This window comes from Paenibacillus sp. 2KB_22, from assembly GCF_052115745.1.
GTDB lineage: Bacteria > Bacillota > Bacilli > Paenibacillales > Paenibacillaceae > Paenibacillus.
The window spans coordinates 2,270,045-2,294,616 of the sequence record NZ_JBFRHG010000001.1 but is presented as its reverse complement, the minus strand read 5'-3'; the positions used below and the strand labels follow the sequence as shown (position 1 = coordinate 2,294,616).

The 24,572-nt window shown below is 46.1% G+C and carries 21 protein-coding genes; 20 read left to right on the top strand and 1 reads right to left on the bottom strand.

From position 1 onward, the window contains the following. The first annotated feature begins 5 nt into the window (after positions 1-5). The 19 genes from AB4111_RS10165 to AB4111_RS10075 all read left to right on the top strand — a co-directional run bounded on the left by AB4111_RS10165 (position 6) and on the right by AB4111_RS10075 (position 22,685). Positions 6-1,016 carry an XkdQ/YqbQ family protein gene (locus AB4111_RS10165; RefSeq protein ID WP_442031409.1) on the top strand — a complete coding sequence of 337 codons (1,011 nt, stop codon included), beginning with the start codon at positions 6-8 and terminating at the stop codon, positions 1,014-1,016. 6 nt (positions 1,017-1,022) lie between these two features. Next, complete coding sequence (locus tag AB4111_RS10160; protein ID WP_338591875.1) at positions 1,023-1,280, top strand: DUF2577 family protein; 258 nt, start codon at positions 1,023-1,025, stop codon at positions 1,278-1,280. After that, the gene (locus AB4111_RS10155; RefSeq protein WP_442031408.1) at positions 1,277-1,690 is read left to right on the top strand and encodes a DUF2634 domain-containing protein; all 414 of its coding nucleotides are present in this window, start codon (positions 1,277-1,279) and stop codon (positions 1,688-1,690) included. The genes AB4111_RS10160 and AB4111_RS10155 overlap by 4 nt, the downstream gene beginning before the upstream one ends. Then, entirely contained in the window at positions 1,683-2,741 is a 1,059-nt protein-coding gene (locus AB4111_RS10150) for a baseplate J/gp47 family protein (protein WP_442031407.1), read from the top strand. The genes AB4111_RS10155 and AB4111_RS10150 overlap by 8 nt, the downstream gene beginning before the upstream one ends. Next, positions 2,738-3,283, top strand: a complete 546-nt coding sequence (locus AB4111_RS10145) for a putative phage tail protein (protein ID WP_442031406.1) — start codon at positions 2,738-2,740, stop codon at positions 3,281-3,283. The genes AB4111_RS10150 and AB4111_RS10145 overlap by 4 nt, the downstream gene beginning before the upstream one ends. Continuing rightward, on the top strand, positions 3,284-5,629 hold the full coding sequence (locus AB4111_RS10140; protein ID WP_442031405.1) for a hypothetical protein: 2,346 nt from the start codon (positions 3,284-3,286) through the stop codon (positions 5,627-5,629). Beyond that, positions 5,630-5,938, top strand: a complete 309-nt coding sequence (locus AB4111_RS10135; RefSeq protein WP_442031404.1) for a hypothetical protein — start codon at positions 5,630-5,632, stop codon at positions 5,936-5,938. It begins immediately after the preceding gene. Further along, positions 5,938-6,387 carry a hypothetical protein gene (locus tag AB4111_RS10130; protein ID WP_442031403.1) on the top strand — a complete coding sequence of 150 codons (450 nt, stop codon included), beginning with the start codon at positions 5,938-5,940 and terminating at the stop codon, positions 6,385-6,387. Before AB4111_RS10135 ends, AB4111_RS10130 begins: the two co-directional genes overlap by 1 nt. A 102-nt stretch (positions 6,388-6,489) precedes the next feature. Continuing rightward, the gene (locus AB4111_RS10125; protein ID WP_442031402.1) at positions 6,490-6,735 is read left to right on the top strand and encodes a hypothetical protein; all 246 of its coding nucleotides are present in this window, start codon (positions 6,490-6,492) and stop codon (positions 6,733-6,735) included. A gap of 401 nt (positions 6,736-7,136) precedes the next feature. Continuing rightward, the gene (locus tag AB4111_RS10120) at positions 7,137-7,634 is read left to right on the top strand and encodes a phage holin family protein (RefSeq protein ID WP_442031401.1); all 498 of its coding nucleotides are present in this window, start codon (positions 7,137-7,139) and stop codon (positions 7,632-7,634) included. Positions 7,635-7,995: 361 nt separating this feature from the next. Further along, entirely contained in the window at positions 7,996-8,943 is a 948-nt protein-coding gene (locus AB4111_RS10115; RefSeq protein ID WP_442031400.1) for a glycoside hydrolase family 25 protein, read from the top strand. Between the two features lie 963 nt (positions 8,944-9,906). Continuing rightward, positions 9,907-11,556, top strand: a complete 1,650-nt coding sequence (locus tag AB4111_RS10110) for an ABC transporter substrate-binding protein (RefSeq protein WP_442031618.1) — start codon at positions 9,907-9,909, stop codon at positions 11,554-11,556. A 174-nt stretch (positions 11,557-11,730) separates the two neighbouring features. After that, complete coding sequence (locus AB4111_RS10105) at positions 11,731-12,735, top strand: ABC transporter permease (RefSeq protein ID WP_442031399.1); 1,005 nt, start codon at positions 11,731-11,733, stop codon at positions 12,733-12,735. Between the two features lie 35 nt (positions 12,736-12,770). Further along, complete coding sequence (gene nikC / locus AB4111_RS10100; RefSeq protein WP_442031398.1) at positions 12,771-13,670, top strand: nickel transporter permease; 900 nt, start codon at positions 12,771-12,773, stop codon at positions 13,668-13,670. A 726-nt stretch (positions 13,671-14,396) separates the two neighbouring features. Then, complete coding sequence (htpG, locus tag AB4111_RS10095; RefSeq protein WP_339240249.1) at positions 14,397-16,277, top strand: molecular chaperone HtpG; 1,881 nt, start codon at positions 14,397-14,399, stop codon at positions 16,275-16,277. 702 nt (positions 16,278-16,979) lie between these two features. Beyond that, positions 16,980-18,395, top strand: coding sequence for a deoxyguanosinetriphosphate triphosphohydrolase family protein (locus AB4111_RS10090; protein ID WP_442031397.1), 1,416 nt, complete (start codon positions 16,980-16,982; stop codon positions 18,393-18,395). Positions 18,396-18,416: 21 nt separating this feature from the next. Continuing rightward, the gene (locus AB4111_RS10085; protein WP_442031396.1) at positions 18,417-19,436 is read left to right on the top strand and encodes an MsnO8 family LLM class oxidoreductase; all 1,020 of its coding nucleotides are present in this window, start codon (positions 18,417-18,419) and stop codon (positions 19,434-19,436) included. Between the two features lie 290 nt (positions 19,437-19,726). Beyond that, complete coding sequence (locus tag AB4111_RS10080; protein WP_253431506.1) at positions 19,727-21,439, top strand: methyl-accepting chemotaxis protein; 1,713 nt, start codon at positions 19,727-19,729, stop codon at positions 21,437-21,439. Positions 21,440-21,707: 268 nt separating this feature from the next. Beyond that, positions 21,708-22,685: a TRM11 family SAM-dependent methyltransferase gene (locus tag AB4111_RS10075; protein WP_442031395.1), complete on the top strand. Its 978-nt coding sequence runs from the start codon at positions 21,708-21,710 to the stop codon at positions 22,683-22,685. A gap of 121 nt (positions 22,686-22,806) precedes the next feature. On the opposite strand, the gene AB4111_RS10070 is transcribed toward AB4111_RS10075, so the two are convergent. Next, complete coding sequence (locus AB4111_RS10070) at positions 22,807-23,763, bottom strand: D-2-hydroxyacid dehydrogenase (protein WP_442031394.1); 957 nt, start codon at positions 23,761-23,763, stop codon at positions 22,807-22,809. Between the two features lie 206 nt (positions 23,764-23,969). Between AB4111_RS10070 and thpR the strand changes: the two genes are divergently transcribed. After that, on the top strand, positions 23,970-24,572 hold the full coding sequence (thpR, locus tag AB4111_RS10065) for an RNA 2',3'-cyclic phosphodiesterase (protein WP_442031393.1): 603 nt from the start codon (positions 23,970-23,972) through the stop codon (positions 24,570-24,572).

Below are 24,572 nucleotides of genomic sequence, written 5' to 3'. Positions count from 1 at the left end.
GGAATATGCAAGAGCAGATCAGGTTGGATGATAAGCTGGTCAACATGAAGGAGCGGTTATTGCTGGATGACAAACTGGGCAACATCTGGGACATTAGCGAAATTGCTGGTGACATTACGTACAAAACCTCCCGCATCGGCAAGCCTTCCTCTCTGGAATTCACGTTGATCAAGGGCAGTCTGTACCAAAATAAGAAATTCACCTATGAGAATGGATATGTTGTGAAATATATCAGCAACGAGGTAGGCATATTTTACGGGTATATCTTCTCGGTGGATAGCGGCAAGGACGAAAGTGTCAAAATCAAAGCCTACGACCAGACTCGTTATCTAACCGCGAATCAGACGTACAAGTTCGTTAACGCAACGGCTACGGATGTGATCAAACGAATTTCCAAAGACTTTCTGTTGAAAACAGGTGATCTGATCCAGCCAAAATACGTTATTCCGCGCATGGTATTTGATAACAAAAAGCTGATCGACATGATCTGTGAGGCGCTCGACCGAACGCTGATCTATGGCGGCAAAAACTACATCTTCTACGATGATTTCGGCAAGCTTGTACTTCGGGATGTGGAAGAGATGCCTTACGGCTTTGTCATTGGGGATAACAGTCTGCTCACGGATTACAACTATACAAGGTCGATTGACGACCAGACGTATAACAAGATCAAGCTGTACCGGGATAACAAGGATACGGGAAAAAGAGAAACGTTTGTTCATCAGGACTCAGGCAGCATCCGTCAATGGGGGCTGCTTTTTTTGTACCAAAAAGCGGATGATGGCCTGAACGAAGGCCAGATTGATGACATGCTGAAGACCCTGATGACCCTCCGTAACCGCGAGACGCAGACGTTGAAAGTGGATGCGCTTGGTGATTTCAAGGTGAGGGCGGGCAGTTTTGTCAACATCCAGATCGATGAACTCAAGATTAATCAATATTTTCTGGTAGACGAATGTACACATAAGGTACAGGGCGGCGTGCACACGATGTCACTGGATTTGAAGGTGGTGTAACGATAAATGATGCTGGACGTGATTAAAAAGGCGGCGGTGGCCGCTGTAGATGCCAAATCTCCCGTTCAGATAATGTACGGAAGCGTGACAAACACACAGCCTCTGGAGATCACCGTTGAACAACGGCTGGCATTGGCTGAGCCTTTTCTGGTACTGCCGGAATCCGTAGTGAACAAAACTTGGACCGTAGGTGACCATGTCTTGTTGTTACGTGTTCAAGGCGGAGACAGCTTTGTTGTGCTGGATCGGCTGGTGAATCCATGATTCCACAGGGTGCGCAGATTAGCGCAGAAGATCAGGAAGAAGCTGCTGTACTTCCAAGTCTGACATATGTGTTTCAAGCTTCTGGACAGCGAATTGGAAGGCTGCAACTGGATGGAAAAGATGCGGTAAAACAGGCGGTGTTTAAAGCGTTGTCCACACGCCGCTACGAACATCTAATCTATTCTTCGGATTACGGCATGGAGTGGTTCTGGGAAGGAATGGCCGGGAGATCCATGGTTGAATCTGAACTGGAACGCTGGATTCGCGAAGCGTTGCTTCCGGATGATCGCATTTCGGATGTAACGGAGTTCGATTTTGTCCACGGGGCCGATGGCGTAAGGGTTTCGTTTGCCGTGGAAACAGATTTTGGCAGCTTCAGGCAAGAAACGGAGGTGAACATGGATGTATGAAGAGCAGACGTTTGAAATTATTTTAAATCGAATGCTGGACAGAGTGCCGAATGGTGTAGATAAACGTGAAGGCAGCATTATCTATGATGCGCTTGCGCCAGCGGCAGTGGAAATGGCTCAGATGTATATCGAGCTGGATGTGAACGCCAACCTGAAGTTTGCGGATACAGCTTCTGGAGAATATCTGGATCGCGCAGTAGCTTGGTCTGGCATTAGTCGAAAAGCGGCCACGAAGGCACGTTGGGTTGGCCGTTTTCGGGATAATGAAGGTAAGCCTGTTGAAGTTCCTTTGGAGAGTCGTTTTTCCACGGGGGATCGGGTGTATGTTGTTGTGGAACGCATCGCGGCAGGGCAATATGTGTTGGAATGTGAAGTCTCGGGAGGGGAAGGTAATGAGTATACGGGGGCACTGCTGCCCATTGATTATATTAACGGCTTGACGACGGCTGAATTGACACAGTTGCTGGTTCCTGGTGAAGACGAGGAAACGGACCAGGCCCTTTATGACCGTTATCAGGATAAAGTATCCCGTCCGGTCACGAGTGCCAACAAATATCAGTATGAATTATGGGCCCGGGAAAACTCCGGAGTTGGCAAAGCGAAGGCTTTTCCACTATGGGACGGGCCAGGTACAGTCAAGGTGGCGTTATTGAATAACGAAATGCAAACACCTGCTGAGGCGGTCATTGAGGCGGTGCAAGAATATATCGATCCAACTCAGGATGGAATGGGCGAAGGTGCAGCTCCAATTGGACCTGTGGTCACAGTAGTGGGAGCGGAAGAGGTTCCTATTGATGTGGAGGTACAGGTCACGCTTGCTTCCGGTTCAACGTATGAGGGCGTGAAGACACTGATTGAAACGGGAGTTACGGCATATCTGAAAGAACTGGCTTTTGCCGATCCATTGGTTCGTTGGACACGGATTGCGAATGTCATTCTGGATATCCCGCCCGTAATCGATTATAGCGATCTGCTGGTGAATGGTGGTATGTCCAATCTGGAGATTGCCCCCGGCGCAGTAGCTGTTCTTGGGACGGTGAAGGTGACATGAGTAAAGCAGAGGTATTAATGATTCTTTTGCCCCCGTTGTATGAAAATGTGCTGGAGATGCAGCTTCTCACAGAAACAGAAGGTGTTGAGCTGGACAAGCTTACAGTGGGTTTGGAAAGTGTGCTGGATCAATTCTACCCGGAGTCTGCGACCTGGGCATTGGAACGTTATGAGCGGGATTTGCAGATTCAGACGAATCAAGCCAAGCCTGACGACCAGCGGAGATCCGTAATCATTTCCAAAATGCGCGGCAGCGGCAAAGTTTCTGGCTCCATGCTCAAGAACGTGGCGCAGGCCTACGAAAGTGGCGGGATTGATGTATCCGTTTCGCCCGAGAAGTACTTGATCCGAATTCGCTTCATCGACACATGGGGCTTGCCGCCCAATCTGGACGATTTGAAGGCAGCGATTGAGGATATCAAACCAGCACATATGACCGTGGACTACCGTCTGCGGTATTTGACGATTGCGGAGGTTGAAAGTATGACGCTGGATGAGATCGAACAGACCCGACAGGATAAATTTGCAGGAGGTGGAGCTTAAATGAATGAACCAAAAACACCAAATTTGGGGTTGAATAAGATTGACCGTTCTTCACCATCGACGACTTATTTTGATCTGGATAAGTATTTGGATCAGAACTGGGAGAAGGTTGATGAAGGTGTAGGGCAAGTGGAAGAAAAGGCTGAGGAAACCGCAGCACAGGTGAGTAGTATTCAGGAGCGGTTGGATACGGAGAAGCGTAGATCCGTGACGTTGGAGCCCGGGTTGCAGATTTTTAATGCGGAGCGTGCCTCGGCGTTTAAGTTGGAAGGTTTGAAGGGGCGCACATTGGTGAATTTGTTAGGGCGTGCAGGAGGTATGGAGAGTTTAACTGGCTTGAATGCCATTCGATCTAATCTTTCGTTGGACCTGATGAATAAAGTAGACGGGAGCAGTGGACTAAAGGTTACGATTAACTCCGCTGCTTCTCCTAGTGCGGCGGGTGTTGCTACAGTGTCTCTTCCTAATTTTAAAGCGAATAGCTTTTACGTATTAGTTGCAAATGTAAAAAACGGAAATTCAATAGAAGGGGCAACTATTGGATTCGGTGGAGACTTTGGCGGACCATATTCAACATTCGTTAAGACAACTGATAAATTTGTTACGGTATGGGCAAAGAAGAAAGTTTCTACGCAGGGGAGTGGAATTATTGATTTCGCAGTTTTTGGAAACCCGAATCAGTATGGTTACTTTGACTCCGGTCGCCTTTATGAAATCAGCGAATCCGAGTACAATGCGCTCGACAGCATGAATCCGGAACAGGTAGCTATTAAGTATCCTTATGTTGATAGTGTACAACCTGTGCTAAATCCATACGTGATTAGGTATGGAGAGAATCTGTTGCCCCCATTTTATGAGTGGGAGATTAACACATCTCAAGGGTCATATACACTGTCATCTCCGTATACAATTAGCATCTCAAATACAAGCACTACGTGGGGCCAATATGCAAGGTATTATGTTCCCGTTTTGATAGGACAAACCTATGCCTTATCTGTTACTATATCCGATTCAGGAGTGAATGGATCTTGTTATATGTACGCTTGTGATGCAAGCAAACAAAGGGTAGGTAATAAGATCACAAACAGGTCTATTACCGTTCCCGCTGGAGCATCTTACGTAGAGATTGTTGTAAATACAGTGGATGCGAATGGGGCTGTAGTTGGATTATTTACTTTTGCTAACCCGATATTCAATATCGGTAATGAAGCCAAATCATTTAAACCACGTAAAGACGTTATGCACACACTACAAACGGATTTATATGCTGATCCAGTAACTGGTGAGAATGGTGATGAAGTATTTGAGCAGGGTGGACAGTATTACAAGATGAAAAAGTGGTACAAAGTTGATTTTGAGGGAAGCAGAATTACAAGCACTATCTTAGGCAACAAATCCGGATTTAAAACTCTATACCCTAAGTTAGAAGGCGCCAATTATGGCTATTCTTCTATGGCGGCGTCCGCCGCTGTTAAATACGATGGGAAAATTTTAACGTGGGGGTCTCACGAGGCAATTGCAGACGGATGGGCTATTGATAAACTCAATAATAATTTTGCAATTTCCGTTCCCAACGCAGACAGTGGATGGGGAGACGCATACACGCCAACAGTCAATGAGATTAAGGCGTATTTCATGGGCTGGACGATGCGTAACATGAGCGCCAGCAATTACAATGATCCGACAAACGCGTCTCAAAAAACATGGACACCGATAGGATACTCACCTCCGGCCAACTGGAATAGCACATGGGCACATTTAAGAACGTCAGTACCAGTAAACGAGAGTTCTCCCTCTATTAAAGATGGGACAATTTCGTCATACCAGCTTGTATATCAACTTGCAATACCAACTGTCGAGCCGATCACGTCCGAGGGACAATTGACGTTGATTGAGGGAGATAATCAGGTGGAAGTGGGAACAGGGATTGTATTGCGTGAGAGTATGAAACCAGCTCAGGGAGGAAATGGAGATTGGGGAATCAATATAGTAAGTAGTTCGATTAATACTCCCTTAAAAAACAAAGCTGCTTTAATAATGAAGATCTATCGAAACTCGCGGACTGATAACGCTTGGAGCGTCGTGACCAGAACAGATGGGTCAGCTTATGGTAATCAGAGAGCATATTCAGCTAACGCAAGTTATGATCCGTCAGCAGCCTACAGTGTCACATACCTGATGCTGGAAACGTTCCCGATAGCTCCATTTGTCGGATCAGTCCCAGACAACGAAAAGGCGCTGCTAACCAACTTGGTTCAGGACATACAACAGGTTAATGCACGTATGGGCGTTATGGAGTCAATAAAGATTTATATAGATCAAGAAAACCTATGGGGGGCGTTATAGATGGCAGCAGTAGCAAAAAGATTGGTGAAAAGCAATGCTATTCCAACAACGTCAACCGTGCTTTATACAGTTCCTAATGGTGTGACAACCATGGTTAAGGCACTAACAGTATGTAACTCCAATTCAATTGTTGTTAATTTAACTTTGTTGTTTGCTGGAACATATGTAATTAGTAATTACCCTATTAAACCATCTGAGACAATCACGCTGCCTTTTATGGACCAAGTTTTGCTCTCCGGCGAAACAATTTCTGGGTCCGCAACGGCAGGAGCACTAAATTGTTACATCAGTGGTAAAGAGGTGACCTAATGCCGACACTTGATAATTTTTCACTTGGTAATTACATGTTGCGTGATCCTGACGACAAAGTTAAATACGCTACAGGAACTGCCACAGTTCCGGGTAACGCTCGTAACTTCTTGAGAGAAAATGGAAGCAATTATTCTTATAGGTCGATTCAAGTTACGGGGTTGCCATTTAGGCCAAAAAAGGTATTCTTACGTACATCAATCACCGCAACCAGAATGGGCGTTATATATGATTTTAATTCCAGAAGTGCTGCCCCATCTTCAAACGGAGCTGATTACAACCTTTGTCATTTGAATGCAGACGATAATTACACCGTATACCTTTTCAGAGTGTTTGAATATTTGGACGCAAGCACTTCCACATCAAATGCATGGGTAGCTAAGGATTCCTTTTTATTGCCCATAACAGCAACAGTTGGGGAGACGGTTATTTGGGAAGCTTACGGTTGACATAGAGAGAGCAGTGGGTGTGAGGATTATATACGATCAAGATGGTGAAATTGTAACATCATTTTGGCAAGGTGACGGTTCGCTCGAAACGAGATTAGAAAATTGGAATACGTTGATTTGAAATATGACGAAATCGACTATAACATTTATCGATTTGTGAAGATCCATCCAGAAACCAAAAAGCCAGCCATTGAAAGAATTCATCCCAAATTAACTCCAGAAGAGAAGATGAGGGAATTAGAAGACCAAATCTTGTTATTAGCCAATGAAAAATACAGGAGGGATTTTGTAATGGTAAATGAAGTTGTAGTACGGATTGCTGCTGAACGAATTCTGAATGAGACTTAATCCAAAGACTGGTCAAGTGTATTTACTTAATGACATCACAAACGCCGATTATCGGCAAGCAGTCGAGGATTACATTTTAGAGAAAACTGAAGGAATTTAAGCAGCGTACCCAAGTGGTGCGCTTTTATTATGCCCTCTGGAGTCAGGGGGATTTTCATATTTAAGGGGGCGGATCCGTGTTTAATCGAGAGGCTTTTAAATGCAAATATCCGTGTTTGTCTTTGACCACGCAGTTCCAGACATATCAGGAGCTGCTGCAACTATATGTACCTGCCGTTACAAAGTCGGATTTCATCGGGGAGATTACAAAATGAGTTGTCTCATCCAAACGACAGTAGAATAGAATTAGCGTTGTAAGCTACTTAGGCATCCACTATCAAAAACAGAAAGGAGGTGAAACCATGGAACGATGGGATACCATATGGAAATGGCTCCTCGCCCTAATAACCAGCTCAGTAACCTACTTCTTCGGAGGTTGGTCAGGCGTGCTCGGCGTACTACTCGTGTTCGTCATCCTCGACTACCTTACTGGCATCGCGGCGGCGGGTATGAGAGGCAAGTTAGAGAGTAATGTTGGGATGTTCGGCATCGCACGAAAGGTATTTATATTTGCGATGGTATCGGTGGCTCATCTAGTGGACGGTGTTCTGGGAGACGGACATTTGTTCAGGGATGCGGTCGCCTTTTTTTATATCGCAAATGAGTTGTTGTCCATTATCGAAAACGGGGGCAAGTTGGGTGCTCCGATTCCGCCTGTGATTCGGCAAGCCATTGAAGTGCTTAAAGGGAAAGGGGGATCCGGGGGGATCTCAGGTAACTATACTCCTGATTCCAGAGAATCTTTTGTACAGTCAGATCATGAGGACGTTGATCAACAGATTAGAGATGAAACGAAGTAAAGGCTCAGCATTTATTCAAAATTGTCCTGTGGCGGATATAGAGCACTACAGAGTCGAAAGTCGTAGCCTACAAGTAGTGAAAGAGACGGAATCGATTCTGAAGAAGCGGAGCGGTCGCCTTTGTCTCTAAATTTTAACTATTAGAATAATAAATCATAAAAATTTGGAGACAACAGCGATCATAAGAACGATCCGTATCTGGAACGGTCGCGTAACCGGATTGATATTTTTTCCTAAGAGGATAGATACTCATTGAATATAGCTATTACCATCAACAAGGGACACGCACACAAGCAACCCCTGATCCAACCGCATTAACTATATACAAACGGCAATTTGCCGCATAAAGGGTGTGAGAAACATGCAAACGAGAAGTTCTGGCAACACACAGGGCATTGACGTCTCCCGATACCAGGGCAATATTGACTGGGCCAAAGTGAAGGCAAGTGGCATGACATTTGTATTCATCAAGTCAACCGAGGGACAGACGTATACTGATCCGAATTACCAGAAAAATGTAACAGGCGCTCTGGCGGCGGGTATGCTGGTGGGAACGTACCATTTCTTCCGCGCGACCTCTACCGATGGTGCCAAGGCAGAAGCAACGCATTACGCCAATACCCTGAACAAAGTTGGAGGAGCCAAGGCGTTACAACTGCCACCTGTCATGGATTACGAGAACAACCCCGGCAACCTGAGCAAAACGCAGATGAATACGGTTGCCAAAGCTTTTTTAACCGAACTACAACGCCTCACAGGTGTAAAACCAATCATATACACGGGCAATTCATTTGCCGGGAATTTTGATACATCACTCAGCTCATACGATCTGTGGATTGCACGTTACAGCAACACCCGTGTACCGGACGACCAGCCGGCATGGAAGCGTTGGACGTTCTGGCAGTATACGGATTCAGGTAAGGTGAATGGCATTAGTGGCAACGTGGATATGAATGAATTCGAGGGCACAGCGGCACAGCTCAGAGCAAGGTACGCAGCGGCCACTCCGAAACCACCGGAGCCAACCAATCCAACGAATCCAACCAACCCGAATCCACCAACCGAACCACCGAAAGGGGGCGAACCGATGACAGCCGAAGAGAAAGCAGCGTTTGACGCGCTCAAATCCCAGGTCGACAAACTGCAGGCGCGTCAGCAAATGGAAGTTCCAGTATGGGCGAAAGCTGCTGTGGATGCTGCACTGGCGTATGACACCAAAAATCCGTTGTTCAGCATCGATAATGGGGCGAGTTATGATTTTTACCGTTTTATTACCGTGATGCATCGCAGAGGTTTGTTTAAAAAGTGAGCTGATTCTTAGCAAATTAAAATGTTGATTTTATATAAATGTGGATTGAGTGGAGAAGGGACACAAGACGCTTTTTGTCGAACTGTGTTCCTTTTTTGTGTTTTGTGTAAGTAATATTAACGCATATAATAAAGTTGAAGACTTATGTCTGTAAATCTCTTGTCTATTTGATTAATGTGATGTAAAGTAAGTTACACGAAATTGTTTTTCACTACGGTTTATTTACACAATCCTCCTCATCATGACAAAACCATAACATAAGAAGTTATTGTAATGTCTCCCTGTTGTACAATCCAACATCTCAAGATGACTCGTTCATACGTTATACACATCCAATCTGCAAGAGACAACCACCGTATTAAAAATACTTACACGATCTAAACAACCTAGCCTATGTTCAGTTTCTTTCGTCCGTATTGCAAACGATACCTAGTCCAGCTCCCACACTGCATACTTAATAGGACCCGCGACCCGCTCAAGGAACAGACGTTATTGGTACCCAGCAGCATAGTATCCATATGCCCATCTGTATTTCTAAATCCACTGACTTGAACTTGGTCTTACTGGTCCGTAACAGTTTGCTATCACTTATTGACCTTAGTTCAAATAAATCGCAACAATCTCATTCACTTGCATAGATTCATCTCACAAGATACTTCTTTCGTTGTATGTTTTCTTTTTCTATAAAAGTAAATCGTCCATATCCGTAATCCATGGCATGATGATCTGACTTTTACTTATATCCATTATTTACCTGTATTTACCTGTATTTACCTGTCTCCCATGCTGTTTTTACATTTTATATACATGCCTTATTTTTCCCGGAACCTTAATTCAGGTATCACAGGCACCTAAAGCCTTTCATTGATACAAGCAAGCACCGAACCAATGGCTATCATTGAAGTTTTTTCATGCCAGCATCACACACATTATGAGACAGGGAAGGGTGTTGTACGTATGCGAATGAGAAAGAAATGGATGTCCGGTTTTTTGACTCTGGCTTTGAGTACCGTCTTGGTGTTGTCAGGCTGTTCGAGCAATGAGGGGGCTGGGAATTCGCCTGCTCCTGCGGAAGGCAGCGAGCCACCAGCCGAAGTGACAGAAGCGCAAGATACGATGATTATGGGGCGTGGCGGGGATTCCGTTGCACTCGATCCGGCGATTGTAACTGATGGAGAGTCGCTGAAGATTGGACATCAGGTGTTTGATTCATTGCTGGACTACAAGGAAGGTGGAACAGAGGTCGTTCCTGGACTGGCAGAGAGCTGGGAGATTTCGGCGGATGGACTCAAGTATGTGTTTAAGCTGAAGTCCGGTGTGAAATTCCATGACGGTACCGACTTCAACGCTGAGGCTGTTGTGTTCAACTTCAACCGATGGGGCGATCCGGCGAGTGAATATAAATTCGAAGGGGATTCCTTCGATTATTACGACTCCATGTTTGGTCCAGAGGACGGACGTGTGATCAAGGAAGTGAAGGCGACGGACGAGACAACGGTAGAGTTCACATTGAACCAGCCACAAGCGCCTTTCCTGCAAAATATTGCGATGACGCCATTTGGAATTGCCAGCCCGAAAGCGATTCAGGAGAAAAAAGAAAACTTCAAGAGCGAGCCTGTGGGCACCGGCCCATTTGTATTCAAAGAGTGGAAGCGTAACGACTCCATTACCCTGGAGAAAAACGCGGATTATTGGAAAGAAGGACTGCCGAAGCTGAACAAAGTAATCGTGCGTTCGATTCCGGACAACACCGCTCGCTTCAATGCCCTGCAAAACGGTGAGATTGATGTCATGGAAGACTTGAACCCGGACGATCTGTCCATCCTTGAAGGCAATAGCGAGTTGCAGAAGATTGAGCGTCCACCGTTCAACGTGGCGTATATCGGCTTTAACTTCAAGAAGAAACCATTTGATAATGTCAAAGTCAGACAAGCCCTCAACCATGCGGTGAACAAGCAGGCCCTTATTGATGCGTTCTTTGCTGGACAAGCTGAGCCTGCTGTGAACCCGATGCCGCCAACGCTGTGGGGGTACAACGATACCATTGAGGATTACCCATATGATCTGGAAAAAGCAAAAGCTCTACTCGCCGAAGCTGGCTTCCCTGACGGTTTGCCTGATCCGGTAACCTTCTATGCCATGCCAGTATCCCGCCCGTATATGCCTGATGGCAAGAAGGTTGCGGAAGCGATCCAGGCTGATTTTGAGAAAATTGGCGTGACCACCAACATTGAATCCCCAGAATGGGCGACGTATCTGGATGATGCCAAAGCCGGGGAGAAAGACGATATCTACATGCTCGGCTGGACGGGAGACAACGGGGACCCGGATAACTTCCTGTACACGTTGCTGGACAAAGACGCCATTCCGGGCAACAACCGCAGCTTTTACGTCAACGAAGAGTTGCATGTGTTGCTGACGGATGCGCAAAAAGAAACGGATCAGGAGAAACGTGCGGAGCTTTACAAACAAGCGCAGGCAATTATCAAGGAAGACGCACCGTGGATTCCACTCGTGCACACCACGCCAATTCTGGCGGGTAAATCGAACCTGAAAGGTTTTGTACCATCTCCGCTGGGCAGTGAATCCTATGCTGGTGCCTACTTCGAATAGCGCAGAGGTAAGTTGAATCTGAATATGCATCTAACGCATTAACCATTCTTTCTATCAAAGCGCTGGTGAGACGCAATGCTTGGCTGAACCCACATCCGGACGTAACTATCCAAAGCATGCGTATCTGCCAGCGCTTTTTATTTTGCATGAAACGTCGAAGGCAGGTGAACAGGATTGAACAGCTATATTGTCAAACGTGTGCTTGTGTTGCTGCCCGTACTGCTGGGCATGACCCTGATTGTCTTTTCCATCATCCACGCCATTCCGGGTGACCCGGCTGAGACCATACTTGGGCAAAAGGCAACCGAACAATCCAAGCAGGCCCTTCGTGACCAGCTCGGTCTGGATAAACCCTGGTTCCAGCAATATTTCGCCTACTTGGGCGATTTGCTCAAAGGCGACCTCGGAACATCCATCCGCACCAAGGTGCCTATTGCCCAGGAAATTGTGCCTTATCTGACAGCTACCCTCGAATTAACGATGGCAAGTATGTTGTTTGCTGTCATTATTGGGGTGAATGCCGGGATTGTCAGTGCATGGAAGCACAACTCCTGGTTTGATTATTGCTGTATGGTCATTGCTCTAGTGGGTGTATCCATGCCAATCTTCTGGCTCGGTCTGATGGAACAATGGCTGTTTGCGAACAAGTTACAGTGGTTGCCGTCGATTGGACGCATGAATGCACGTGATCCGGTGGATGCCATTACGGGCTTGTATGTGCTGGATACGATGATTGCTGGACAATGGAATCAGTTGTGGACCGTAACGAAACATTTGTTGCTTCCGAGTATTGCGCTCGGCACGATCCCGATGGCTGTTATTGCCCGGATGACTCGTTCCAGCATGCTGGAAGTGATGAGTTCCGATTACATTCGTACAGCAAAGGCGAAGGGACTGGGTCCGTTTTTTGTTGTATATGGACATGCGCTCAAAAATGCGTTTATCCCCGTGCTTACGGTTATCGGCATCCAGACTGGATCGTTGCTCGGGGGTGCAGTGTTGACCGAAACGATTTTTGCTTGGCCGGGCGTGGGACGTTATATATATGAAGCGATTAGTTCGCGGGACTATCCAGTGATCCAGAGTGGCATTCTGATCGTGGCATTTTTTTTCGTGGTAATCAATCTGATTGTGGACTTGCTCTACGCTGTCTTTGATCCTCGTATCAGTTATAAATAGGAATAATCATTCATATCCAAGAAAGGAGACGCCGCATGGCCAAATTATCGACCAATACCGGAACATCGATTGATGCTGCAACAGCAAGCACATCCGGTCCATGGCGTGAAGCTTGGAGGACGTTTCGGAAAAATCGGCTTGCACTTGCGGGCTTGATTATTATCGTGTTTTTTATCCTGTTGGCCTTCCTCGCGCCATACATCGCACCTTACGATTACAAGGAACAGGTGCTGGTGGATCGGCTACAGGCCCCTTCGGCAGAGCATTGGTTTGGTACGGATGATCTGGGGCGTGACGTGTTTTCCAGAGTGCTGCATGGGGCGCGTATTTCCTTGTGGGTGGGCTTCTTCTCCGTCATTGGTTCCATTATTGCGGGTACGCTGCTTGGTCTGATTGCCGGATTTTATGGAAAATGGGCGGACATGCTCATCTCGCGTTTATTTGATATCTTGCTCGCATTTCCGGGGATTTTGCTAGCCATCGCCATTGTGGCGATATTGGGCCCGTCGTTGCAAAATGCACTGCTCGCCATCGCCATCGTGAACATCCCGACCTACGGAAGATTGGTGCGTTCACGGGTACTCAGCTTGAGACAGGAGGAATTCATTACGTCGGCACGGACACTTGGGGCGGGCAACGGGCGAATCTTGTTTCGCCACATCTTACCCAACAGCCTTACTCCGCTGATTGTACAGGGTACGCTCGGAATTGGAACGGCGATCATCGAGGCCGCTGCACTTGGATTTCTGGGCATGGGTGCGCAACCACCCGACCCGGAGTGGGGTAAAATGCTGTCGGACTCCCGTCAGTTTATACAAAAAGCACCGTGGACACTGATCTTCCCCGGCGTTTCCATCATGTTGACCGTTCTCGGCTTCAACCTAATGGGTGATGGACTACGCGATACCCTTGATCCGAAAATGGCCAAAAAGTAGAAGTTTCTAATTCTAACCGTAATTGTTTCTTCTATGCCGGTTCGAACTTTGGTTCGAGGCGGCTTTTGTTTTACCTACGGGATTACGTTAAAATGATTGGTGATGTGTCAAAGTTGAAGGGTTATTCGATCTTTTTGTTAAAATAACCGCCTGCGTATTGACACCCAATTTTCCCATATGTTATATAAAAGGAAGGGTTTAGCACTCCGATCATTAGAGTGCTAACAAATGATGTTTTTACTATACGCCTACATATGGAATGATTCTGTTTTTGAAAATAGATATTGAACCTGAGGAGGCCATGCGGAGCCAACGGGCGCTACAGACCTGAAGCGGTATTCCACGTTTAATAAAAGATTCAATTCGTTGATGATCTCTATGCTAAAAAATAGTCGCTGATCAAATGTGGAAGTAGTGCAGGGGACGAAATCGATTTGGAGGAAGCAAAGCGTTCGCCTTTATCACCGAATTTCTCCTTTTTAAAAAAGGGAATCAAAGAAATACGGGGATAACAGCGATCCGAAAAACGATTCGTAACCGGAACGGCTACATTGCAGAACGTCATGCACTTATTTTTTGCAATGACTCATTAGAGTGAGTCATATTATCTGTGGACTAGAGCGCTCGAAGGTTTTAGAGTCTACTAATGGTCGCAGGAATATCTCAGTTATTTCTATTTTCAATCAAATCATTCGATATCCAAATTTGAAAGGAGTCCAACCATTCATGGCTAAAAAAGAATTCCAAGCAGAATCCAAACGTTTGCTGGATATGATGATCAACTCCATTTATACCCAAAGAGAAATCTTTTTGAGAGAATTGATCTCCAACTCCAGTGACGCCATTGATAAAATTTATTACAGAGCACTGACAGACGATACGCTCGTTTTCAACAAAGAGGACTACTTCATCAAGCTTACGATCGACAAAGAGAATCGCACGCTCACACTGACGGATACCGGAATCGGGATGACACAGGAAGAGCTGGAGAACAATCTGGGGGTTATCGCGAAGAGTGGTTCCCTGGCGTTCAAGAAGGAAAATGAAGCCAAAGACGGCCATAACATCATCGGACAATTCGGGGTTGGTTTCTACTCGGCATTTATGGTGGCGGACAAGCTTACCGTAACAAGTAAAACGCTGGGTAGCGACGAGGCTTGGAAATGGGAATCCGAAGGCGCGGATGGTTACACCATTACACCGGCTGAGAAAGATTCCGTAGGTACAGAAATCGTCCTGACGATCAAAGAAAATACGGAAGAAGATTCGTATGACGAATTTTTGGAAGAGTACCGCCTGAGATCCATCATCAAGAAATACTCCGACTTCATTCGCTACCCGATCAAGATGGATGTGACGGGTCAACGTCCGAAAGAGGGCACGGAGAACGAGTTCGAGGAATACCAAGAAGAACAAACCGTGAACAGCATGGTGCCGATCTGGCGTAAAAATAAAAGCGAGTTGACCGAAGAAGATTACAATAACTTCTATATGGAAAAACGCTACGGTTTTGACAAACCGCTCAAACATTTGCATATCAGCGCAGATGGCGCAGTGGTATACAATGCAATCCTGTTTATACCGGAGAATACGCCGTTTGACTACTATACCAAAGAGTATGAAAAAGGCCTTGAACTCTACTCTAACGGCGTGCTAATCATGGATAAATGCGGAGATTTGTTGCCAGATTACTTCGGATTTGTCAAAGGTATGGTGGATTCGGAAGACCTATCCCTGAACATCTCCCGTGAGATGTTGCAACATGACCGTCAGCTTAGCCTGATCGCGAAAAACATTAAGAACAAAATCAAGAGCCAGCTGCAAAGCCTGTTGAAGGACGAGCGTGAGAACTACGAGAAGTTCTACCAAGCGTTTGGTCGTCAATTGAAATATGGTGTATACAGTGACTATGGTGTGAACAAGGATACATTGCAGGATCTGCTGTTGTTCACGTCTTCCAAAGAGGGCAAACTCGTGAGCCTGGACGAATACGTCTCCAGAATGCCGGAAGATCAGAAGTACATCTACTATGCATCCGGTGAGTCCATTAGCCGTATTGAGAAACTGCCACAGATCGAGGGTGTTCTTGAGAAAGGGTACGAAGTACTGTACTTTACCGATGACATCGATGAGTTCGCAATTAAGATGATCATGAACTACAAGGAGAAAGAATTCAAATCCATCTCCAGTGGTGACCTGGGTATCGAAGATAGCGCGGACCAAGAAGAAACGGACGCTCAGGACAACGATAACAAAGAGTTGTTTGAAGCGATGCAAGCTCAATTGGCCGGTAAAGTCAAAGCGGTTAAAGCTTCCAAACGTCTCAGAAGCCACCCGGTATGTTTGTCCACCGAAGGTGAACTGACGATTGAAATGGAGAAAATCCTGAAAGCTATGCCGAACAGTGAAAACGTACAAGCCGACAAAGTGCTGGAAATCAACGTGAATCACGATGTATTCAAATCGTTGAAAGACGCTTTTGCACAGGATCAGGAAAAACTGAACCTCTACACAAGCCTGCTGTACCATCAGGCATTGCTGATCGAGGGATTGCCAATTCAGGACCCAGTAGAGTTCACTAACGATATCTGTAAGGTTATGGTGTAAAAATCCGGCGTACAAGGGTGCGATAATATATCCTTTATGCAAAAATTAACGTAGTTTTAAGAGTACACTGTGTGAACATTAAGTTTAGTAGCTAAATCGCAACGCTGCATCCACCATAATCATCCGACAGGGCATTTCCGTCCTGTCGGTTTTTGTTTTTTTAACCACAACGGGGAGGGTGCGGGGAGGCAGACTATCATTGAAGTGATGGATGAACATGTTAATGGGATTCTTTAAACTTTCAAAATCTTTACGAAATCCCCTTTATAGGGAATGTAATTTCATTTAGATCGGGTGTGAATCAAACAGCAAAAGTAGTGAAGGGGACGGAATCGATTCTGAAGAAGCGGAGCGGTCGCCTTTGTCTCAGGGGTTTCCCCTTAATATAGGGGATTCAGAAAACCCGGAGACAACAGCGATCATAAGAACGATCCGTAACCGGAACGGCCACCTGCTGGCACCGTGAATACTTAGGGTTGTTCTGCCATGTGAGCAAGCATATGTGAATAATGAATTCAATATAGAATCATGATCATTTAGGTGCACGAATGATAGTCTGGCAGGGTATAATAAAAGAATAGGACTGTTTATTACAAGTTGATGTAAGAAGAGATGACAATCGCAGACAGGTTTTACTTTTCGAAACCACAGATGTTGTGTATAATCACTCAAAATAGAGACAGTCGGCTAGGAGTGATCCCCATGCAATGGAACGATCTGAGAGAACATAGACAATATCCTGAACTAACCAAATTGGATGGATCTCGTGCAGCATACGAACGGGACTATTCCAGACTCATTCATTCACCGACCTTCCGTCGGTTACAAGGCAAATCACAGGTGTTTGGCGCAGGAACGGGGGATTATTATCGTACTCGTTTGACCCATTCCCTGGAGGTGGCACAGATTGCACGAGAGGCTGCCCGCAGCCTGATTCGTCGTTTTCCCGAGGTGGACTGGGACCGTGCGGATAACCCCGGCCTTATTATTGACTCAGAAGTAGTGGAGTGTGCTGCAATCGCACATGATTTCGGTCACCCGCCGTTTGGACATAAAGGTGAAGAAGTATTAGATGGTATTCTGGATGACCTCATTAACACCGAGGCTAAGAAAATTATGAAAAAAAGCCGCAGCGCCAAAGTTCCCAAGGTGGAGTCTGAAGTCCGTGCTGAGCTCAAACGGAAATACGAGCATTTTGAAGGAAATGCACACAATTTCCGTCTCATTATGCATTTGGAGAAGCGTGAAGATATCGACGGACTGAACCTGTCTGATGCGGTATTACTAGGAATCAACAAGTATCCGTACCCCGGGACAGAGAGCAAGAAAGGCATGTATCATCATGAGTGGCAATATATTCGTGAGATCCGTGATCGTTGGAAAGTGCCGGCAGGCAAGAAGACGCTGGAAGCACAGCTGATGGATCTCTGCGACGATATTGCGTACTCCTCGCATGACCTGGAGGATGGAATCAAAGCAGGCAAAATTGAAGTACACGAGCATTTCCTGCAAGATCCGCATGTGAATCGACTGATTGTGGATAAGATTACAACGTTGGAGGATCTATTCTGGGACGGATGGACCCGAGAAGCAATTGGGCAAAAGGTAGAAGAGGTGCTCGCTTCGTTCCTGCGCATCTGGAATGAGAAGATGCCGTTCTGCGAGCATGATTACTCGCGTACCCGACGTGAGGTGAAAGCCTACTGGGTGAGCTTTTTTGTAGGCAGTCTTGGCGTTATTGACGATGGCGACTGGAAGAAGGTTACCTTTGTCCGTGAAGGGGCTGAAGACCTTGATATGCTGCGTACGGTGAGTGTGCTCAAGAGTTTTGCCTGGGTGACGATGATTCGTGACCTGCGTGTGCAACGGCTACAGAAGCGAAGTGAATGGATGATTAAGCGATTATGGGATGCATTTCTTGATCCGGAAACGTCCAAATCTATTATTCCATCTGACTGGCTGCAGCGGTATGAGAAGGATCAGGCCAAAGCCCAGCCAATCTGGACTTGGGAACACATGGTCATCGATTATATTGCAGGAATGACGGATGCATTTGCCGAGAAAATATACAATGAACTTTATGGGCTGAAGGTGGGTTCCATCTACGATCTGGATTAAAATGAACCGATATAAAGGGAGATGAGACGCTTGGCTACAAGAATGAGTGATAAATTCAGTCTGGGCGTACTTGACCTTGTTCCAAGGTTAAACGATGCCACAGCGGAACATGCGCTCCGGCAATCGGTAGCACTTGCGCAACAGGCTGAGGCTTGGGGATACACCCGATACTGGACATCAGAGCATCATGACATGGCTGAACTGGCATCGGCCTCTCCCGAAGTATTGCTCTCGCATATCGGAGCAAAGACGACAACGATCCAGCTTGGCTCAGGTGCAGTCTTGTTGCCGCACTACAGTCCGCTCAAGGTTGCAGAATCGTTCCGTCTGCTGGCTACCCTCTATCCGGGGCGCATTGAGCTTGGGCTCGGACGTGCTCCTGGCGGTGGACCTCATGCGACGATGGCACTCAGTGGCAATTACTTGCAACATGTGTCCAAGCTGCCCGAATCACTCGCAGCACTGACGGAACTGCTTGAAGATCGATATACCTACGAGGATCATCCTGTGACGGCTCGTCCGATTCCCAAGCTTCCATTATCGCTCTGGATGCTTGGGACCAACGTGAAGAGCGCAGAATTTGCGGCACGCTTTGGCATGGGATATGTCTTTGGTCAATTCATGAGTGATGCTGATGGTACAGAGGCTGTAAGGCGATACCGGGAAGGATTCACCCCCAGTGCAACCATGAAGGAGCCTGAGGTTATGGTGGCAGTCAGCGTATTGTGTGCGGAGTCAGAGACGGATGCCTTGGCCTGGAGTCGTGACATTGCGGAGAGACGCAAGGCGGATGGAAGAGAACGTTCAAGCGAGCTGAATTCGAGTGGTATCGAGGTCTCCGGCACGAATGACTCAGCCAGTGCTGATCATCATGAATCAGAGCGGCACTATGCAGGTACACCTGAGCAGGTATGGGGTCAATTGGAACAAGTAAGTCGCAGGCTGGATACGAAGCGGTTGCTTCTGGTTACGGCAGGACCAGATTATGAGCGCAGGCTGAATTCTTACCGATTGCTGGCCGAGCAGAGACAGCAATCTTGAAGCGGGCGAAGCACTTTATGATGCAAACCGTTAAAATTCGAATAAAGCGGAGAGCTGCAGATCGGGATTTCACCGTATGCTGCAGCTTTTTATTTTAGAATGTGCCAAAATTCAACAATATTTTACAAAATTAAGCTTCTTAATAACAAAATAATGTTATAATACTTTACGTCTATTTTCCTATCGATATAATATAGATAAGTTCTTCTGACAAGAGGTCAAAAGAAGGGGAAAACAATGACAAAAGCACCTGAATTCGGGATGACCGAAGAGGTCAAGGGGGAAATCATATGTTCAGCAGATTTAAGATCAAAAGTATCGGTCTGCGTATCAGCATCGCGTTCTACTTGTTAATCCTCTGTTTAATTGTTTTGAGTGTCACCATTGTCACCCGTATGAATTCAATCGAATCCAACACTAATGAGATTACGAACAATTGGATGCCATCAATCCAGCAAATTAACCGGTTAAACTATACTACGGAGCATGTTCTTTCGCTAAGTTATCGTCACTTTGACGCAGATGAAACGGACAAGGCAGCCTTGTCAGAAGAGCGTACCAAGTATATTCGTGAAACGACACAGGCGATTAAAATTTATGACCAGCAGGAAAAGTCTACGGAGGAACTCGATCACTGGACTGCGTTCAAGAACAAATGGGAAGCGTATCTTAAGATTAATACGCAAGCAATCAAGCTGAGTGATGAGGGTCAGACACAGCTGGCCAAGGAAGTGGCTGAAAAAGGTGCAGACTCCTTTGACGCCATGCAAGTCGATCTGGATTATCTTGTGGAATACAATCAGAAGCAGTCCAATATTGCGGCGGCCCAAACGATCAGATCCGTTCAGGATGGCAGAATAATCATCATTATCGGTGTTCTTGTCATGATTGTCATTACAGCGATCAGTATTCCGATTATTCGTTCACAGGTTGTGAAACCACTACTGCGTGTTATTAGTGCAGTTAAACTGATTGCAGAAGGCCAATTGAATGTTCAGGATATACATACCAAACATGAGGACGAAGTCGGTGTTCTGGCCAAAGCAGTGAATGACATGAAAGGTAACCTGACTTCCATGGTTCTGAGCGTCAGACGAATTGCGGAAGCTGTCAATCGGCAGAGTGGGGAACTGGCAATCTCCTCCGAAGAGGTTAAGATTGGTAGTCGCCAAATTGCTGTGACAATGGAAGAGTCAGCCAAGGCCGCGGAAAGCCAGGCAGAGACAGCGGTGGAATCAGCCCGCACAGTTGAAGCGCTGAATGATCACATTCAGAATCATACGGAACAAGGCAGCCAGCTGCGCGTCATGTCGGATCTTGTACTGGAGCAAGGGCTGAATGGTCGCAAGGCGATGGAACAGTCCGTGCAGCAGATGCAACAGATTTCCGGATCAGTCTCAACTTCCATGAACAAGATGGAAAGGTTGAATCGTAAAAATGAAGATATCTCCAAGCTGGTTCAGGTCATTCATGACATTGCACGCCAAACCAATCTGCTGGCACTGAATGCCTCCATTGAGGCAGCCCGTGCGGGAGAGAGTGGACGCGGGTTCGCCGTAGTGGCATCAGAAGTGCGGAAGTTATCTGAGGCTGTGCAGACTTCGGTTGAAGAGATCACGGCGATTACCGAGGATATTCAGCAGGAGTCACAAGGAGTGGTTGCAGAATTACGTACCGGCGTTCAGGAGACCGAACTGGGTCAGGAACATGTACTTGCTTCAGGTCAGCTCTTCCGTACAATTAATGAATCGGTGGAAGGCATGGTGGGTGTGATCAGCACCATGACAGATGGCCTCGCAGGCATGCAGGAAGCAAGCGGACGAATGAATGATTTCAGTCAGCAGATTTCCGCTGTTTCGGAGCAATCTGCAGCGAGTGTGGAAGAAGTTTCGGCATCGGCAGAAGAGCAGGTAAGTTCCATGGAAACGATTAGCGGCAATATTCAAAGTCTGAAAGAATTATCGGAAGATTTGCTAACATCCATTGAAAAATTAAAAATATAATCTTCTTCTTATAATAGAAGAAACTGGCTCATGCATGCGGCGATTGGTGAGAGTTTCTAAATAAAATAAGGTGTTCCTCAATCATGGGAACACCTTATTTTTTTCTTTCCAGATAGTTACGTACAAAGAAATGGATAGTTGTCTAGCAGTCTAACATTGTATACAATGACTACCTGAAGCATTCGTAACAGCTGATATTTGATATGTCTACAATGAGCTACTATTTATATAGAAGAAACATGATTAATGAAGGAAGGGGAGGGGAATTTTGCCTGATGAAACACTTGGTATTTACGCTACTTCCGGGAAATACCTCTACACCTTTGCTTGTCACGAGAACGAGCGCGAATTATGCATGCTGGAGCTGAATACGTTGCTTGAACCGAGTTCAGAGATCGGTATGGATAGGGGAGCATATGTGTGGTCCGAACGATGTATATCACCTGGACGAAGTCCTTTTATCCATGGCAGATTAGATGTGATCGGTGAAGGGGACACGGTGACTGATCTGCTCCCTCTTGCCAAAGAGATTGAGCTGTTGCCAGAAGAGACATTTAAGGTGATTTGTCTGAAAGAAGGGGATCATGCCCCTGATTATGCACAGTCTCGTCAACTGGAAAAAGAAGTCGGCATGTGCATTAAAGGCAAGGCACAGATGAAGCAACCAAAGGTGACTTTCGGCCTAATCCAAACAGGAGAAAAATGGATCTTGGGCCAGTGGACAGAAGCTGATCGATCATGGCAGATTCATCGGCAGAAGCCGCAAAATTACTCGACTGGATTTGGCATCACACTCGCCAGAGCACTGGTGAATATTGCTGTTCCATACGTGGAAAACCATCGATTACTTGATCCGTGCTGCGGCATGGGAACGGTTGTCATTGAGGCTTTATCCATGGGAATTGATGCGAGAGGTAACGACCTGAATCCTCTGGCTGTCCGAGGTGCTCGTATCAATCTGCCGCATTATGGATATGATTCGGATCGAATCACATTGGGGGATATGAATGAACTGCAAGATTGGTATGATGCAGCAATTCTGGACATGCCCTATAATCTCTGTTCTGTACTTCCAGATGCTGAGCAACGAGCCATGCTGGAGAGCTTGCGCAGATTGGCAAAACGGGCGGTAGTTGTTTCCACAGAGTGGGTAGAAGAGCACTTGTTGGAAGCGGGATGGACGGTAAAAGAGTACCGAACAGTAAACAAAGGCACGTTTATACGTCATATTTGGTTGTGTGTGTAAGTATAAGAATAAAAAACTCCAACCTGGGAGATATTACATTTCCAAAGGTGGAGTTTTTTTATATTTAATTTATATCCTTGATGTTGATTTGCACAATATTGCATGGGAACGGATGTTTGTGTTAATATTTATGACTATAATCCACTAGGTTAAGCGGAAGGGTCTTACCAGCAACATAAGCTTCCAGATTTTTGATGAAAATATCGATTGCACGATCCGTATATTGCTCTGTACTTCCTGCGATATGTGGCGTAATTAAGACGTTATCCATGCCCCATAGCGGGTGGTCTGCCGGAAGTGGTTCTTCTTCGAACACGTCAAGTGCGGCGAAGGCAATCTGGCCGTTTTGGAGTGCATTCAGCAAGGCTTCCGTTTTCACACTGGGGCCTCGGCCCACATTGACGAAACATGCACCGGATTGGAAATGCTCAAATGCAGTTTGATCATATATATGTTTGGTTTCATCGGTCAACGGTAAAATGTTAATCACATAATCGCCTTGGCTCAAGGCTTCATGCAGTCCGGTCATGTCGTACATCTGATCCACGTTAGGGACATCTTTACCTGAGCGACGAACTCCGATCGTACGCATGCCGAGTGCTTTGAGAATGCGGGCTGTTTCGGTTCCGATCTCGCCTACACCAACGATGACCGCTGTTTTGCCGTGCAGTTCTGGTAGTGGTTTGGCGGGAGCTTTCCATTCGGACTGCTGTTGATGCAACATGGCTTGTCTCAGCCAGCGACTGTGGGATAACATCATGCCCAGAATAATTTCGGTAATTGGAATCGCGTGAACTCCATTTGCACTAGTGACCTGAATGTTCTTCTTCTGCAAATCTGCAAATGGGAGACTGTCCACACCAGCGGACCAGACCTGAACCCACTTCAACAGGCTGTCCTGTTTCAATGCATGTTCAGCGACAAGGGGTGACCAACCGACAATAATCTCAGCCTCGTTCAACTCAGCGGGGTCCAATTCCTTGGCTTTTCCGACTTTCAGGGTGTACCCCGGTGCAGCATTCTGAATGCGTTGTTGCTGTTCTTCGGATAGAGATGGAAAACATACAATTTTACCCATAATGTGTGGTCCTCCTGAGATCAATAGTTTGATAAGTTTGATAATTGAAGTGTATCAGATTTGATGTTGGATGTGCATAAGGTGGTAAATGCAGGAATCTAGCCTTATTTGCAAATGGTTATCTTTGTGTCACTCTATACTTACCCAACTTGAAACGATATGTATAGTTATGAAATAATAGAGCGAACTTTAGAGAGGTGTATGCAATGAATAACCAATCACATCAGGATCATTCATCCCGACGGGAAAGATTGTTTGTAGCGATTCGTCTTCCTGTTGCTGTTCAGCAGTCTCTTCAGATGGATGCGAGGCTTGTACAGAACAAGCTTGATTTTCGTAAATGGACAGATCATCGGGATTATCATATAACCTTGCAATTTCTTGGGGATACACTTGTTAGTGACATTGGGCATCTTCGGAAAGCATTGCGCTCAGTAGCAGATGAATTCCACGCGTTTGAACTTCAGCTTTCGGATTGGGGCACATTTGGGCTTGAAGAAGCGCCTAAAGTGTTATGGAAAGGTGTTAGCGGAGAGGTTGATCGGTTGATTTCACTGCAAAAACAAATCGTGCAGGCCACATCGTCCCTTGGATTCGAAGCTGAATTAAGACCTTATTCTCCCCACATTACCATTGCTAGAAAATATCTGGGACAACTTCCAGGTAATGAGAATAAAGGGGTATCTGGAGTGCTTCTGGAACATACCACAGGTGTTAATTCATGGATGGTGGAGGACATTGTACTTTATGTGACAAGGCTGGGAAAATCGCCAATGTATGAGGTCGTAGACACATTCTCTTTTTCCTGA